The organism is Azomonas agilis (genome assembly GCF_007830255.1).
GTDB lineage: Bacteria > Pseudomonadota > Gammaproteobacteria > Pseudomonadales > Pseudomonadaceae > Azomonas > Azomonas agilis.
Genome location: NZ_VLKG01000002.1, coordinates 257948 through 271959, shown reverse-complemented (window position 1 = coordinate 271959; position 14012 = coordinate 257948). Strand labels below are relative to the sequence as shown.

Annotated in this window: 13 protein-coding genes and 3 pseudogenes; 1 reads left to right on the top strand and 15 read right to left on the bottom strand. The window is 51.9% G+C overall.

What is annotated here, in order from left to right:
• The first annotated feature begins 58 nt into the window (after nucleotides 1-58).
• The gene (locus tag LX59_RS15685) at nucleotides 59-871 is read left to right on the top strand and encodes a nucleotidyltransferase domain-containing protein (protein WP_211354811.1); all 813 of its coding nucleotides are present in this window, start codon (nucleotides 59-61) and stop codon (nucleotides 869-871) included.
• Nucleotides 872-966: 95 nt separating this feature from the next.
• On the opposite strand, the pseudogene LX59_RS15860 reads toward LX59_RS15685, so the two are convergent.
• From LX59_RS15860 to hscA, 15 genes and pseudogenes are all read right to left on the bottom strand, one after another.
• Nucleotides 967-1185, bottom strand: a pseudogene (locus LX59_RS15860) (dCTP deaminase); the annotation flags it as partial.
• A gap of 6 nt (nucleotides 1186-1191) precedes the next feature.
• Nucleotides 1192-1806 (bottom strand): annotated as a pseudogene (locus tag LX59_RS15855) (Hint domain-containing protein); the annotation flags it as partial.
• Nucleotides 1780-2130, bottom strand: a pseudogene (locus tag LX59_RS15850) (dCTP deaminase); the annotation flags it as partial. The pseudogenes LX59_RS15850 and LX59_RS15855, both read right to left, overlap by 27 nt.
• A gap of 51 nt (nucleotides 2131-2181) precedes the next feature.
• Nucleotides 2182-3651: a ribosome biogenesis GTPase Der gene (gene der, locus LX59_RS03635; RefSeq protein WP_144570482.1), complete on the bottom strand. Its 1470-nt coding sequence runs from the start codon at nucleotides 3649-3651 to the stop codon at nucleotides 2182-2184.
• 99 nt (nucleotides 3652-3750) lie between these two features.
• On the bottom strand, nucleotides 3751-4974 hold the full coding sequence (bamB, locus tag LX59_RS03630) for an outer membrane protein assembly factor BamB (RefSeq protein WP_144570481.1): 1224 nt from the start codon (nucleotides 4972-4974) through the stop codon (nucleotides 3751-3753).
• Nucleotides 4967-5620, bottom strand: a complete 654-nt coding sequence (locus LX59_RS03625; protein WP_144570480.1) for a YfgM family protein — start codon at nucleotides 5618-5620, stop codon at nucleotides 4967-4969. Before LX59_RS03625 ends, bamB begins: the two co-directional genes overlap by 8 nt.
• 41 nt (nucleotides 5621-5661) lie before the next feature.
• Nucleotides 5662-6945 (bottom strand): histidine--tRNA ligase, encoded by a 1284-nt coding sequence (gene hisS, locus LX59_RS03620; protein WP_144570479.1) that lies wholly within the window; start codon nucleotides 6943-6945, stop codon nucleotides 5662-5664.
• Nucleotides 6946-6953: 8 nt separating this feature from the next.
• Nucleotides 6954-8066: a flavodoxin-dependent (E)-4-hydroxy-3-methylbut-2-enyl-diphosphate synthase gene (gene ispG, locus LX59_RS03615; RefSeq protein WP_144570478.1), complete on the bottom strand. Its 1113-nt coding sequence runs from the start codon at nucleotides 8064-8066 to the stop codon at nucleotides 6954-6956.
• Nucleotides 8067-8069: 3 nt separating this feature from the next.
• On the bottom strand, nucleotides 8070-9104 hold the full coding sequence (locus LX59_RS03610; protein WP_144570477.1) for a RodZ domain-containing protein: 1035 nt from the start codon (nucleotides 9102-9104) through the stop codon (nucleotides 8070-8072).
• Nucleotides 9101-9871 carry a type IV pilus biogenesis/stability protein PilW gene (pilW, locus tag LX59_RS03605; RefSeq protein ID WP_144570476.1) on the bottom strand — a complete coding sequence of 257 codons (771 nt, stop codon included), beginning with the start codon at nucleotides 9869-9871 and terminating at the stop codon, nucleotides 9101-9103. Before pilW ends, LX59_RS03610 begins: the two co-directional genes overlap by 4 nt.
• An 8-nt stretch (nucleotides 9872-9879) precedes the next feature.
• Complete coding sequence (gene rlmN, locus LX59_RS03600) at nucleotides 9880-11025, bottom strand: dual-specificity RNA methyltransferase RlmN (RefSeq protein ID WP_144570475.1); 1146 nt, start codon at nucleotides 11023-11025, stop codon at nucleotides 9880-9882.
• Between the two features lie 15 nt (nucleotides 11026-11040).
• Nucleotides 11041-11472: a nucleoside-diphosphate kinase gene (gene ndk / locus LX59_RS03595; protein WP_144570474.1), complete on the bottom strand. Its 432-nt coding sequence runs from the start codon at nucleotides 11470-11472 to the stop codon at nucleotides 11041-11043.
• A 98-nt stretch (nucleotides 11473-11570) separates the two neighbouring features.
• Nucleotides 11571-11771, bottom strand: coding sequence for a Fe-S cluster assembly protein IscX (gene iscX, locus LX59_RS03590; protein ID WP_144570473.1), 201 nt, complete (start codon nucleotides 11769-11771; stop codon nucleotides 11571-11573).
• A gap of 22 nt (nucleotides 11772-11793) precedes the next feature.
• The gene (gene fdx, locus LX59_RS03585) at nucleotides 11794-12132 is read right to left on the bottom strand and encodes an ISC system 2Fe-2S type ferredoxin (RefSeq protein ID WP_144570472.1); all 339 of its coding nucleotides are present in this window, start codon (nucleotides 12130-12132) and stop codon (nucleotides 11794-11796) included.
• Nucleotides 12133-12134: 2 nt separating this feature from the next.
• Nucleotides 12135-13997, bottom strand: coding sequence for a Fe-S protein assembly chaperone HscA (gene hscA, locus LX59_RS03580; protein ID WP_144570471.1), 1863 nt, complete (start codon nucleotides 13995-13997; stop codon nucleotides 12135-12137).
• Nucleotides 13998-14012: the final 15 nt, after the last annotated feature.

The window sequence follows — 14012 nt, the reverse complement described above, 5'->3', positions numbered from 1 at the left end:
CATACCAATAAATATCAATATGCAGTAAATCTGCTAGTCATTAATGGATACGATCACAATGTCCATGCGCCTCACAGATTCCCAACAAGAAACCATTATCGCCCTAACCCGTCAAGAACTAGGGCCAAGTGTTCGGATTTGGCTGTTTGGCTCGCGAGTCAACAATCAGCAACGAGGGGGCGATATTGACCTCTTGATCGAAACGGATCAGGCCCTAGAAAATCGCATATTGGCCGCAGCCCGTTTGGATGCAGCCTTACAAATAGCGCTCGGCGAACAAAAATTCGATATTTTAGTGGTTGACCCCAATACCCAACTGAGCCCTATACACCGCATCGCTAAAACACAGGGTATTGAGCTGACCTCGCCCTATAATCCAGAGCACTTACGTTTACTGAACCTTATGGAAGTGGTACGCCGCGAAGCCTCTTGGTTACAACGTGCCGAAAAACGCTTATTCGCCTACGAACTTAACTCTGATTGGTTCAGCGGATTAGAACAAAATGATGCGGCCTCAGAAACTTTAGAAGCGTTCGTATCCCGCTTTACCCGACTGCAAGATAACCTAGGCGATAAGTTAATTCCCGCCTGTCTTAGAGCTTTAGCCGAACGCACAGGGAGTGCTCTGGATAACCTTAACCGTGCCGAAAAACTTGGGTTACTTTGGTCTACTCAAGACTGGTTAGCAGCGCGCACACTCCGCAACCGGATGGTGCATGAATATCAACCAGCCGCCGAGGATTTAATCCAAGCGCTCTATGCAGCACGGCAGCTTATTCCGCACTTTATTGACACCTACAATGCGATTAACCTGAGCTTAAGCCACAGCTTGAATATTCAGGGAGATTGGCCGGAGCCTTTAACACTTTGACTCTCCCTTGCCCCTCCTTCGACGAGCTCAGTGTGGGGCTTGCTCAAAATAGGTAGCCTGCCCCTGCCCTGAGCCTGTCGCAGGAAGGGCAAAAGCTAAGCCTTCGGCAAAGTCACCCCAAGCTGTCCTTGATATTTTCCACCACGATCACGGTAGGATACTTCGCACTCTTCCGTGGACTCTAAAAACAGCATTTGAGCCACCCCCTCATGAGCGTAGATCTTTGCAGGCAAGGTGGTCGTGTTGGAGAATTCTAAGGTTACATGCCCTTCCCACTCAGGCTCTAGGGGCGTTACGTTTACGATAATGCCGCAATTATGCACAAACACGCCGTCCTCCAAAGCAAAGTTTCCGGCTTCTGGTACGGTCAAACAGTAAACATCATGCTCACCGGCCACCGAGCGTACCGATTTAACTTTATGGTTAAGATAAGAAGAGTGCTGAACACTAGCTGTTGTTAGAGGGGGCAATGTTAGGTTGCCGGAAAAATTAATAGTCTGTTTATCCGTCAAGTTTGCTTTACCTCCCCACTCGTTAACGAGATTTTTCTTCGGAATAAAGTACCCCGTCATGGGTTGATACACGGACTCATAACCCCGGACTAACTGCCGATACAACGGCATCAGGGACATATTGGGTTCGAGTTCAGCCGCTGCCTTCCAACGGCCATCGCGCAGCATAAAGAGATGATCCGGTGTAGCGAAAATACTACGGTCGTTATCCAGTATGACTTCAACTAGATTATCTCGCCCAATATAACGAGGAGCCTGAAGTTGGGTTACGATAAGGCGACCGTTCTCACCGATGCTATAACCCCAAAAAAGCTCACCTTGCTCTGCTCGACGGGCCATTTCCTCTAGGGTTGGTGCGGTTCCATCCACCAAGGCAACGCGCGTATCCCCTCGAAAACAACGGGCATAAGTCGATTTCCCCAAACAAATAGTCAGCACATTACGTGGAATACGGAAGTACTCCACCGTGCGAGCCAGTGCGAAGGAGTTGGGGGGAATAATGCACACCGGCCCTTTAACATCCACAAAACTTTTTTCGTCAAAGTTTTTAGGGTCAACAGTGGCGGAGTGAATATTGGTAAACACCTTAAACTCGTCGGCGCAGCGCACATCATAGCCGTAGCTGGAAACGCCGTAAGAAATCAGCCGCTCATCCCCCCGCATCCGCACCTGATTTTCCACAAAGGGCTCGATCATCCCGTGCTCTAGGGCCATGCGGCGAATCCATTTATCGGGTTTGATGCTCATGGGGCGTTTCCTATGTATGCGTATGCGGTAGGCATGTTTCAGTTGATGACATCAACGCTTATCTTTGCGTTTTTTCTCAGCTTTTTTATGGTGGCTCATTAAACGGCGTTTTTTGTTGACTTGCCGTTCCGTCAGGGTATTTTTCTTGCCTTCATAGGGGTTTGCGCTGCCTTTATATTCAATCCGAATCGGCGTTCCTACCAGTTTTAACACACGGCGGTAGGTATTTTCCAAGTAACGGGTATAGGACTTAGGAACGGCTTCTACCTGATTGCCGTGAATGACCACCAAAGGCGGGTTGGCTCCCCCCAAGTGGGCGTAACGCAGTTTAATACGCCGACCATTGACTAAGGGCGGCTGATGTTCTTGCACTGCATCTTCCAGAATCTGGGTTAGGCGATGGGTCGGCCAGCGGGTTACGGCGGATTTAAACGCCTCCTGCACCGAACGATACAGATGCCCAACACCCGTACCGTGCAGCGCAGAGATAAAGTGAATATCGGCAAAGTTGGCAAACAGCAAACGCCGCTCCAGCTCGACCTTTACATAGTCACGCTGGCTGGGCTCCATGCCATCCCATTTATTCAGGGCAATCACTAACGCCCGGCCGGTTTCCAGCACAAAGCCCAGCAGGTTGAGATCGTGCTCTACTACGCCTTCTCGCGCATCCATCACAAAGATCACCACGTTGGCATCTTGAATGGCTTGCAGGGTTTTAACCACCGAGAACTTTTCGACCGCCTCAAAAATCTTGCCGCGCTTACGCACCCCAGCAGTATCAATCAGGGTGTATTTTTCGTCGTCATTACGCACGAAGGGAATGTAGATACTATCGCGAGTCGTACCGGCTTGGTCATAGACAATCACCCGCTCCTCACCAAGCATTCGGTTGACCAGAGTGGATTTGCCCACGTTAGGACGGCCAATGATGGCGATCTTAATACCGTCTTTTTCGCTGGGGCCGGGAATACGTTTAGGTTCCTGACCTTCAGCAACAACCTCTGGCTCAGCCTCTTCTTCGGCATTATCGCGAGGGAAACGGCCTAAGGTGGCCTCTAGCATGGCTTGGATGCCGCGTCCATGAGCCGCAGCGATGGGGATCGCATCCCCCAAACCTAAGGGGCTGAACTCAGCGCGGGCAATATCTGGATCTAGAGTATCAACCTTGTTAGCGATCAGTAAGGCTTGCTTATTCCGTTTGCGTAGATGCTCCGCAATCATTAAATCCGGTGGTGTTAAGCCATCGCGCGAGTCCACGATAAAGAGCACCACATCAGCCTCTTCAATCGCTAACAGCGACTGCTCGGCCATTTTGGCATCAATACCTTCTTCGTCTCCGGTCAGGCCGCCCGTGTCGATGGCAATGTAGGTGCGTCCCTGCCAGCTAGCCTCACCGTATTGGCGATCGCGGGTCAGCCCTGCATATTCGGCCACGATGGCATCACGGGTTTTAGTCAAGCGGTTGAACAGGGTAGATTTGCCCACATTGGGCCGACCTACCAAAGCAATTACGGGAACCATACGGCTCTCCAGCGTCTGAGTCAGAAAATACAAAGGCCGCTGGTTAGCAGCGGCCAAAATCTTAATAGATGCTTTTAATTAGAAAAAGCGCCCTAAACCCTATTCGTCTTTGGATTTTAGGGTTAACGCAATCAAGCTACCGTCGTTTCCGTAGGAGTACAGCCAGTCTCCATCGACGACAGGGGCTACACGCACGCCAGAAGTGGGTACAAACTGCCAACCACTTTCGTTGATTTCTAGACGTGCAACAAAACGTCCATCAATCTGGCTGAGCAAATGCAGATATCCCTCTTTATCGCCAACTGCAATGTAGCTGGAAAACACTACGGGCGCAGATAACTGACGACGCTCTAAGGCCTTATTACTCCAAAGTACCGTAGTGGTGCGCTCATCAATACTTTGGATTTGCCCATCGGCCAAACTCAAATACAAGCTGCCGTAGCCTTTAGCGATTCCTCTGTAACTAGAGGCATCTTTTTGCCAAAGGATACGCCCACTCTGTACATCCATAGCCGCTACACGCCCCTGATAGCTCACGGCATACAAGACACCCGCTGAGAGCAGCATATCTCCATCAATATCCACTACCCGCTCTAACTCTGAGCGCCCTTGGGGAATCGCAATCCGCTGCTCCCAAATAGGGAACCCTCGCTGGGTATCCAGGGCGATTATCTTGCCGCTGGATAAGCCCGCCAGTGCAAAGCTATTAGTTAAAAGTGGGGTACTGGTACCGCGTAGGGTCAAAACCGCAGGCGTATTTTCATAGCTCCAACGCTTACGCCCCGTATCTATATCCAGAGCAACGAGATTATCGTTCTGAGTTTGAATCAGAACAATGTCCCCATTGACGGAGGGCGGAGATAACACCTCGCCATCGACTTTAGCACGCCACTTTTCAGTGCCATTATCGACATCCAGCGCTACCACTTCGCCTTTCAAGGTACCAAAGAGCACCAAACCAAAGCCAACTCCCACACCGCCTGAAATAGGCTCCAGGGTTTCGCGACTCCACTTTTCATCACCGCTGAAACGATCCAAAGCAATGACAAAGCCTTCTACATCAGCCGCAAAAATTTCGTTGCCGTATACCGCAGGCACCAACTGATTGTAGGTTTTACCTTGCCCCACCCCAACCCGCGCACTCCAGCGGTCTACTAACTCAACCTCTGGCTTAAACTCAGGTAACGGAGCGGGTTCTGGCTCGTTAGCATCAGAGTTAAACAGGCTATTCACCGTATCGCTGGCCGTCTCAATCAGACCACAACCTCCTAGAGAAAAGCTCGCTAGGATGATCCATAACAGAGCGCAGATCCGGTTAGGCATTGCTTGGAGTATCCTCAGGTTTAGCCAGATCGTTGAGCTTCATTTGCAATAGTACAGGAGAAACTTCGGCGGGCAGTGCCGCCTGAGCCTTTAGATAGGCCTGTTTAGCTTCTTCCACACGCCCCAACTGCACCAAGATATCCCCGCGCAGTTCTTCTCGGGTTGCCGCAAATACAGGATCAGTAGTCCCAGAGAGCATATCCAAAGCGCGCTGTGGCTCATTTTGGGCGATCCAAATTCTGGCCAAACGCTCGCGGGCAATCTCTTTGACGGTCGTATCTTTAGCAGTCTCAACCAATACTCTTAACTCGGTAGCCGCTTCATCAAGGCGCTTTGCGTCTACGGCCACCTTAGCTAAAAACAACCGTGCGTACTGAGCATACTGACTGTTGGCGTAGTCGTTTTTTAACAGATTTCCTAAGCGGGCTACTTCGGCCTTATCGGGAGTTTCTGCGCCTAGGGTGGCATTCATCAGTTGCTGGTACAGGATAGAAGCATTTTGGGTCTGTACTAGGGTGCGATGCTGCCAGTATTGCCAAACCAATACCCCAATCAGGGCTAAGAGGCAGCCTGCTAATAACGGCTTTCCGCTGCGCTGCCACCAATCTTTTAACTGCTCCAGTTGTTCGTCTTCGCTTATGCTCACCTACTGCTACTCCTCACATTCCATGCAGGTTCGATCTGAGTTCAGTTCAAATAATCGGCCATCTGCTGGGCTAAATCAGCCCAAGCAACTAGCTGTTGTGGCTCATCATTGCGCAGCGGTTTTAAGCCGATCACCTGTTTTGCCAATTCATCCTCGCCCAAAATCAGGGCGTAGTTAGCCCCACTTTTATCGGCTTTTTTAAATTGGCTTTTAAAGCTTCCGCCACCCAAGTTGACCAGCAAGCGCACATTAGGAAGGCTATTACGCAGCTCTTCAGCCAATTTAAGGGCTGCTTGCTCGGCGGGCTCACCGAAGGCACACAGGTAGGCGTGGGGCGCAGGTGTTAGGGATTTAGGAACACAGTCCAAGGTTTCCAGCAGTAATACCAGACGCTCTACGCCCATGGCAAAACCAACGCCTGGAGTGGGCTTACCACCGAACTGGGTGATCAAGCCATCGTAGCGACCACCGGCACAGACGGTTCCTTGGGCTCCTAGTTTATCCGTCACCCACTCAAAAACGGTGCGGCCATAGTAGTCCAGACCACGCACCAGTTTAGGGTTGATCTCGTAGGCAATACCCACGGCATCCAAACGCGCTTTCAAGCCCTCAAAGTGGGCTTTGGATTCTTCATCCAGATACTCAAACAGGGTGGGGGCTTCTACCAGTAGGCTTTGGGTTTGGGCGTTTTTGCTGTCTAAAATCCGCAGCGGATTGCTGGTCAGACGGCGTTGGCTGTCCTCATCCAACTGGTCAAAATGCTGTTGCAGGTAAGCCACCAGCGCATCCCGATACCGAGCACGGGCTTCAGAGGAGCCGAGGCTGTTCAGTTGCAGACTTACCGCTTCAGATACGCCTAAGGCTTTCCACAGCCGCGCGGTGAGGATAATCAACTCAGCATCAATATCTGGGCCGGGCTGATTGAACACCTCTACACCCATTTGATGAAATTGACGATAGCGGCCTTTTTGCGGCTTTTCGTAGCGGAACATCGGGCCTGCGTACCAGAGTTTTTGTACTTGGCCGCCACCGGTCAAACCATGCTCCAGCACTGCACGCACACAACCCGCGGTACCTTCAGGACGCAGAGTTAGGGACTCTTGGTTGCGGTCAAGGAAGCTGTACATTTCCTTATCCACCACATCGGTACCTTCACCAATGCCTCGCGCAAACAGTTCTGTGAACTCAAGAATCGGCAAGCGGATTTCGCTGTAGCCGTATTGATCCAGCAATCGGGCGAAGCTGGTTTCCAGATAGCGCCACACAGGGGTTTGTCCTGGCAGAATGTCGTTCATGCCACGGATAGCTTGCAGGGTCTTGCTCATGAAATTCCTTAGTGTTCCGCAGCAGCCGCTGCGTCGGCCTGTTGTTTCTCAGCCGCTTTTTGACGAATCAGTTGTTCTAGCTCAGTGACCAAATTGTCATTGCTCAGCTTAAGCGCAGGCTTGCCATCAATGTACACCAGATTATTGGGTGTGCCGCCGGTTAGGCCAACCACAGCTTCTTTGGCCTCTCCCGGCCCGTTGACCACACAGCCAATCACGGCTACATCCATAGGAACCAGCAGATCTTCGAGGCGCTTTTCCAGCTCATTCATGGTACTGACTACATCGAAGTTTTGCCGCGAGCAGCTAGGACAGGCGATAAAATTAATCCCGCGTGACCGCAAACGCAGCGATTTAAGGATATCAAAACCGACCTTAACTTCTTCAACAGGATCCGCGGCTAAGGAAACGCGCAGAGTATCGCCAATGCCATCGGCCAATAACATACCTAGGCCCACGGCGGACTTTACTGTCCCCGAACGCAGACCACCGGCTTCGGTAATCCCTAAATGCAACGGCTGTTCGATTTTTTCCGCCAGCAGTCGGTAGGCTTTTACCGCCATAAATACATCGGAAGCCTTAACGCTGACTTTAAAATCCGGGAAATTTAGACGGTCTAAATGCTCCACATTACGCATGGCCGACTCAACCAAAGCCTCTGCGGTGGGCTCACCGTATTGCTTGAGCAGGTCTTTTTCCAGCGAACCGGCGTTCACGCCAATACGAATAGGAATACCCCGATCACGGGCCGCCTCTACCACGGCTTTGACCCGATCTTCACGGCCAATATTACCAGGGTTAATCCGCAGGCAATCCACACCTAACTCAGCAACCCGCAGGGCAATTTGATAATCGAAATGAATATCCGCCACTAGGGGCAGCTCAATCTGCTGACGGATACGACCAAAGGCTTCGGCGGCCTCCATGCTGGGGATGGAAATGCGCACAATGTCCACACCCGCCTGCTCCATACGACGAATTTGGGCCACAGTGGCCTCCACGTCACAGGTATTAGTGTTGGTCATGCTTTGCACGCTAATCGGGGCATCCCCCCCCACAGCAACCTTTCCAACAAAGATTTGCCGTGATTTACGCCGCTTAATCGGAGATTCTGAGTGCATGCTTTATTGTCCCAGCTTAAAACGGGCGACCGAGCCCCGAGTATGGGGGGCTAAATCAACCTCAGTGCCTCGGTAGATTACCTGAACACCGCGTGCAAAGCCTAATTGCACGCTAAAGGGTTCTTTGCCTTGTAGGGCTTGGGTCACACCGGCTTTCATTAAGCCATTTAACAACACACGCCCATCAGCATCGACAACACGACTCCAGCAATCGGCGCTGAAATGCAGCACTAAAGGGCGCTCTGAACTGGCGGCAGGTGGCTGAGCCACCGCTCCTGTATCCGCTTGAGGCGGCGTAGGAGCCAGACTGTGCGGCTGTTCTGGCTTAGGCTCGGTGGGCTGCTGAACAGGCTGAAGCTGAGACAGCGGCGTAGCAGGCGTATGCTGAACCAGCTCTGGCTTAGCTGTCTGAGGTTTAGATTCAGGCTCGCGGACGGGAGCGGGTATCGTATGCCCCGTATTTAAGGGTAAGGGAATACTGTGGGCCGTGCCTACCGAGAGTGCAGTAGCCTGCGTTGGAGGCTCTGGCGTATCCTCTAAAGAATGCACCTGAACAGAACCATCCGCTGCCTCTACCTCAACATGCCGCAATGAGTTGGTAATCTGGGATACCTGCAAGGTCAGATTGTTTTCTTGCCACAGGAAAAATCCAAGAGTAGCCAATAAAAACAGCAGCACTAAACTCACCAAGCGCAGGCCAATCGAAGATAAGCGCGTAGGTTCCTCAATATGTCCAAGGCTTTGGACTTGGCTGCCTTTAGCATCGGTGCCGGTGTAGCGATCAAACAGCTCGACCACTTGAGTTTGGTCAAGATCTAATAACTTAGCGTAGGCGCGTACATAACCCCGCGCGAAAGTATGGCCGGGCAGGTGTGAAAAATCACCGGCCTCAATTTGAGCCAAGGTACGTTCGGGTAAGTTCAGTTGCAAAGATACGCCGGCCAGAGACAGTCCGTGCTGCTCGCGGGTCGCGCGTAATAGCTCACCCGGATTTGGCATACTCGCCAACGCCGAGGCATCAAATTGCGGCGTGTTCATTGTTGCTCCGAAAGATAGGTGTTGTACTCCGGCGAGGCCGGATAGAAACGCTGGAGCTGCATAGACAGGATTTTGATCTGATTTTGATCTTGAAAAACGCGCCCTAAACGAATTCCCAACAGCAGACTCCGTGCGGGCAGTGTTTGTTGATTCGTCTGTTGAACACGGTACTGATCATAGTAGCGTTTGGCTACTATGTAATCCTTACTGTCATACGACAGTGCAGCTAACTCTAACAAAACCATAGGCTGCTGGTTATCCAGACGTAAAGCCCGGTTAAAATATTCACGCGCTTGCTCGGTTTGACCCAATTTTAAGGAGGTTAACCCTAGGTTTTCAAAAACCCGCCCACGCTCTTGATACAGAGGGTCATTAGTGGCCTGCTGAAAACGTGCTAGGGCCTCCTCATAACGCCCTTGATCGTAAAGAAAACTGCCATAATTATTCAGAATACGAGCGGTTGGATTGGCACTAATAGCCTGCCGATAATGCTGGTCAGCTAACTTAGTTTCCAGCTCGGTTTGAAACACCAAAGCCAAGGCGGCATGGGTTTCTGCACTATTGGGATCTAATTCCAATGCCTTACTGAGCGGTAATTTAGCCCGGGAGGTAGAGCCCTGCTGCAAATAGGCCAGCCCTAACTTGACGTAAGCATCACGCGCTTCACGACGACCTTGCTCCGTGTCCAAAGGTCGGGTTGGCCCTTCGGAAACACAGCCCAGCAAACTACTGAATACTAATATCAGACTCAGTTGGCGCATCCCCATAAGCTGCCTCAGGAGGACTGCACCAAAACTTGGTTGGTCTGCACATCCGAGGCTTGCCGCTCTGACAGATAACGCTCCGAACGCCGAGTACGATCCAGCACCTTACCCACCAACTGACCGCAGGCTGCATCAATGTCTTCGCCGCGTGTGGTGCGGATGGTCACGTTATGCCCCGCCTGTTGCAACAGCTCCTGAAAACGCCGGATGGCATTATTGCTCGGGCGCTCATAGGAAGAATGCGGGAATGGGTTAAAGGGAATTAGATTGATTTTGCAGGGAATATTGGCCAATAAAGCGGCCATCTGCTGGGCATGTTCGGGTTGATCGTTAATCCCTTTAAGTAGCGTGTACTCAATGGTCAGCACCCGCTTTTCACCCAAGCGCGAGATGTAGCGCTGACAGGCATCCAGCAGTACAGCCAGAGGATATTTACGGTTGATGGGTACTAACTGATCGCGCAGCTCATCATTGGGCGCATGCAGCGACAAAGCCAGTGATACGTCCACCACCTTAGCCAGCTCCTCAATCATGGGCACTACGCCGGAGGTGGATAGCGTCACTTTACGTTTGGAAATACCATAGCCCAGATCGTCCATCATGATCTGCATGGCGGCGACCACATTATCGAAGTTCAGCAGCGGCTCACCCATGCCCATCATCACCACGTTGGTGATGGCACGGTCGATTTTGGCCGGAACGCTGCCAAAGGATTTATTAGCCACCCAGACTTGCCCAATCACTTCGGCCGCCGTGAGGTTGCTGTTAAAGCCCTGTTTGCCGGTGGAGCAAAAGCTGCAATCCAAAGAACAACCCGCTTGGGAAGACACACACAGCGTACCGCGCCCGTTTTGCGGGATATACACGGTTTCAATCAAGCTGCCGGAAGCCACACGCATCACCCACTTACGGGTGCCATCGCTGGAAATATCCTGACTGACGACTTCCGGCCCACGAATTTCGGCACAGGCTCTGAGCTTCTCGCGCAAAGCCTTGCCCACATTGGTCATAGCGTCGAAATCATCCACGCCGAAGTGGTGAATCCACTTCATGACCTGACCGGCACGAAAGCGCTTTTCTCCTATGGATTCGAAGAATTGCTCCAATTGCGGCTGCGTCAGCCCCAACAGATTGATTTTGCCGGTCGGTGTTGTCACGGGAATATCCTGTGCTTAGCGAATGCGTTCGCAGACTTCAGTAGCGGCGAAGAAGTAGGAAATTTCGCGCGCAGCAGAAGCTTCAGAATCAGAACCGTGTACGGCGTTTTCGTCGATGGAAACGGCGAAATCAGCACGGATGGTGCCGGCAGCCGCGTCTTTGGGGTTGGTAGCACCCATCAGCTCACGGTTTTTAGCGATGGCGCCTTCACCTTCCAGAACTTGAACCAGCACAGGGCCAGAAGTCATGAAGGAAACCAGATCTTTAAAGAAAGGACGCGCTTTGTGCTCAGCATAGAAACCGCCAGCTTCGCGCTCAGATAGCTGTACCATTTTCGCGGCGACGACGCGCAGGCCAGCCTTCTCGAAGCGGGACAGGATTTCACCGACGACGTTCTTGGCGACAGCGTCCGGCTTGATAATGGAAAGAGTGCGTTCAACAGCCATGAAAAGCTCCAAAGCGAAAAAGATTGGGACGAAATACAGCCTGCGGAGTATACGCAAATTAGGGGGAAATGCGTAGCAGTGAGCGCCCTTATTCCCGGTCAATCCATTTCGTCAATCCAAGCGCTTTGAATCGCCTCTAACACCTTTTCGCCACCGTGATCAGGTGCATCGGTAAAGTCAGGGAGCGCCAATACCCACTGATGCAAATCCACAAAATTCAGGTAATGCGGATCTATATCTGGCTTTTGCTCCATCAGTTGCAGGGCAATTTCCTGTACATCGGTCCATTTTAGACTCATAGCGACGCTCCCCTTGTATCAGCTAGTGTCCTTCTGAGACTTGGTTGAGGGTGTAGCGGGGAATTTCTACCAATAAATCGGCCTCCCCCACCTTAGCCTGACAGGATAGACGCGACGTGGGCTCCAAACCCCAAGCGCGGTCTAGTAAATCATCCTCCAACTCATCTGAGGCTTTCAGCGACTCAAAACCTTTACGCACAATGACGTGGCAGGTTGTGCAGGCACAGGATTTTTCACAGGCATGTTCAATTTCAATGCCATTACGCAGCGCTGCATCCAGGACTGACTCGCCGGTGCGGGCTTCGATAACGGCTCCGGCGGGACAGTGTTCAGCATGGGGTAAGAAGGTGACTTTGGGCATCGTTACGTCTCGATTTCGTCCAAATTTTTCCCAGCCAAAGCTTTTTGAATGGAATCATCCATTCGCCGTGCCGCAAAAGCATCGGTAACTTGGCTTAGGTGTTTTATACGCTGTTCAATCACGCCCGCATCCTGTTCATCAACGGCAGCTCGTAAACGCAGCATAGCGGCCTCAATACTTTCCCGTTCATTGGCATTGAGCAGCCGCTCACCATCAGTAGTTAACGCAGAATCTACCGCCTCTAACAAACGCCAAGCGTCCACCTGTTGCTCGCGCAAAGTCCGAGCGTTTTTATCTTCGGTGGCACGGGTTAGGGATTCTTCCAGCATCCGGGCAATTTCAGCATCCGTCAGGCCGTATGAGGGTTTAATCTGAATACTGGCCTCGACCCCAGAACTTTGCTCTCGCGCCGAAACACTGAGTAAGCCATCAGCATCTACTTGAAAGGTCACGCGAATTTTAGCTGCACCAGCCACCATCGGAGGAATACCGCGTAATTCAAAACGCGCTAGGGAGCGACAGTCGGAAATCAGATCGCGCTCACCTTGCAGCACATGAATCATCATGGCGGTTTGGCCATCTTTATAGGTGGTGAACTCTTGAGCACGCGCCACAGGAATAGTGGTGTTGCGCGGGATGATTTTTTCCATCAAGCCGCCCATCGTCTCTAGCCCTAAAGACAGAGGAATAACGTCCAGCAACAGCATATCGCCGTCATCTTGACGATTTCCGGCTAAGGCATCGGCTTGAATCGCTGCGCCAATGGCCACTACTTTATCGGGGTCAATGTTGGTCAGCGGTTCGGTATCAAATAATTCGGCAACCGCTTGGCGCACTTTAGGCACGCGGGTTGAACCACCCACCATCACGACGGCTTGAACCTCTTGGGCCTCCACTTCGGCATCGCGCAGAGCCCGACGACAGGCTTTTAAACTACGGGAAATCAGCGGCTCAATCAGGGTTTCGAAGGTGATACGGGTTAAGTCTCCGCGCCAATCACCAAACTGCAACACAACTTGCTGCTCTTGGCTGAGCTGTTCTTTAGCGCGGCAAGCTCTATCCAGCAAGGTGCGTTGCTCAGCGGGCGATAAGTTGGCCGAAATACTTGAGTTTTTGATTACCCAATCCGCGATGGCATGGTCGAAATCATCACCGCCCAAAGCACTGTCACCGCCGGTAGCCATGACCTCAAACACACCTTTGGAGAGGCGTAAAATGGAAATATCAAAGGTGCCGCCCCCCAAATCGTATACAGCAATCACACCTTCAGCCTGAGTATCCAAACCGTAGGCGACCGCGGCGGCTGTGGGCTCATTAAGTAAGCGCAGTACATTCAAGCCAGCTAAGGTGGCAGCATCTTTAGTCGCCTGACGTTGGGCATCGTCAAAATACGCAGGTACGGTGATCACTGCGCCTGTCAAACTGCCCCCCAACGCATCTTCCGCCCGCTGACGTAAGACACGCAAAATATCCGCAGATACCTCAACCGGACTTTTCGGGCCTTGAACAGTTTCAATAAAGGGCATTTGCGAGCCACCTGCCACAAAGTGGTAGGGCATTTGGGTACCGAGTTGTTGGACATCGGCTAAGCCGCGCCCCATCAGGCGCTTCACCGAAACAATGGTATTTAGAGGATCTTGGGCAGCACTGTTTTTAGCTGCTTGTCCCACCCAAATCTCTTCAGGCAGATAGCGCACTACGGAGGGCAAAATAACCTCACCCTGAACATCGGCTAGGGTTTCGGGTACACCACTGCGCACCGTGGCAACCAGTGAGTTGGTGGTTCCCAAGTCAATCCCCACAGCCAACCGATGTTGGTGGGGCTGAGCACTTTGACCGGGCTCAGAAATTTGCAGTAGGGCCATAGTATGTACTCCAGC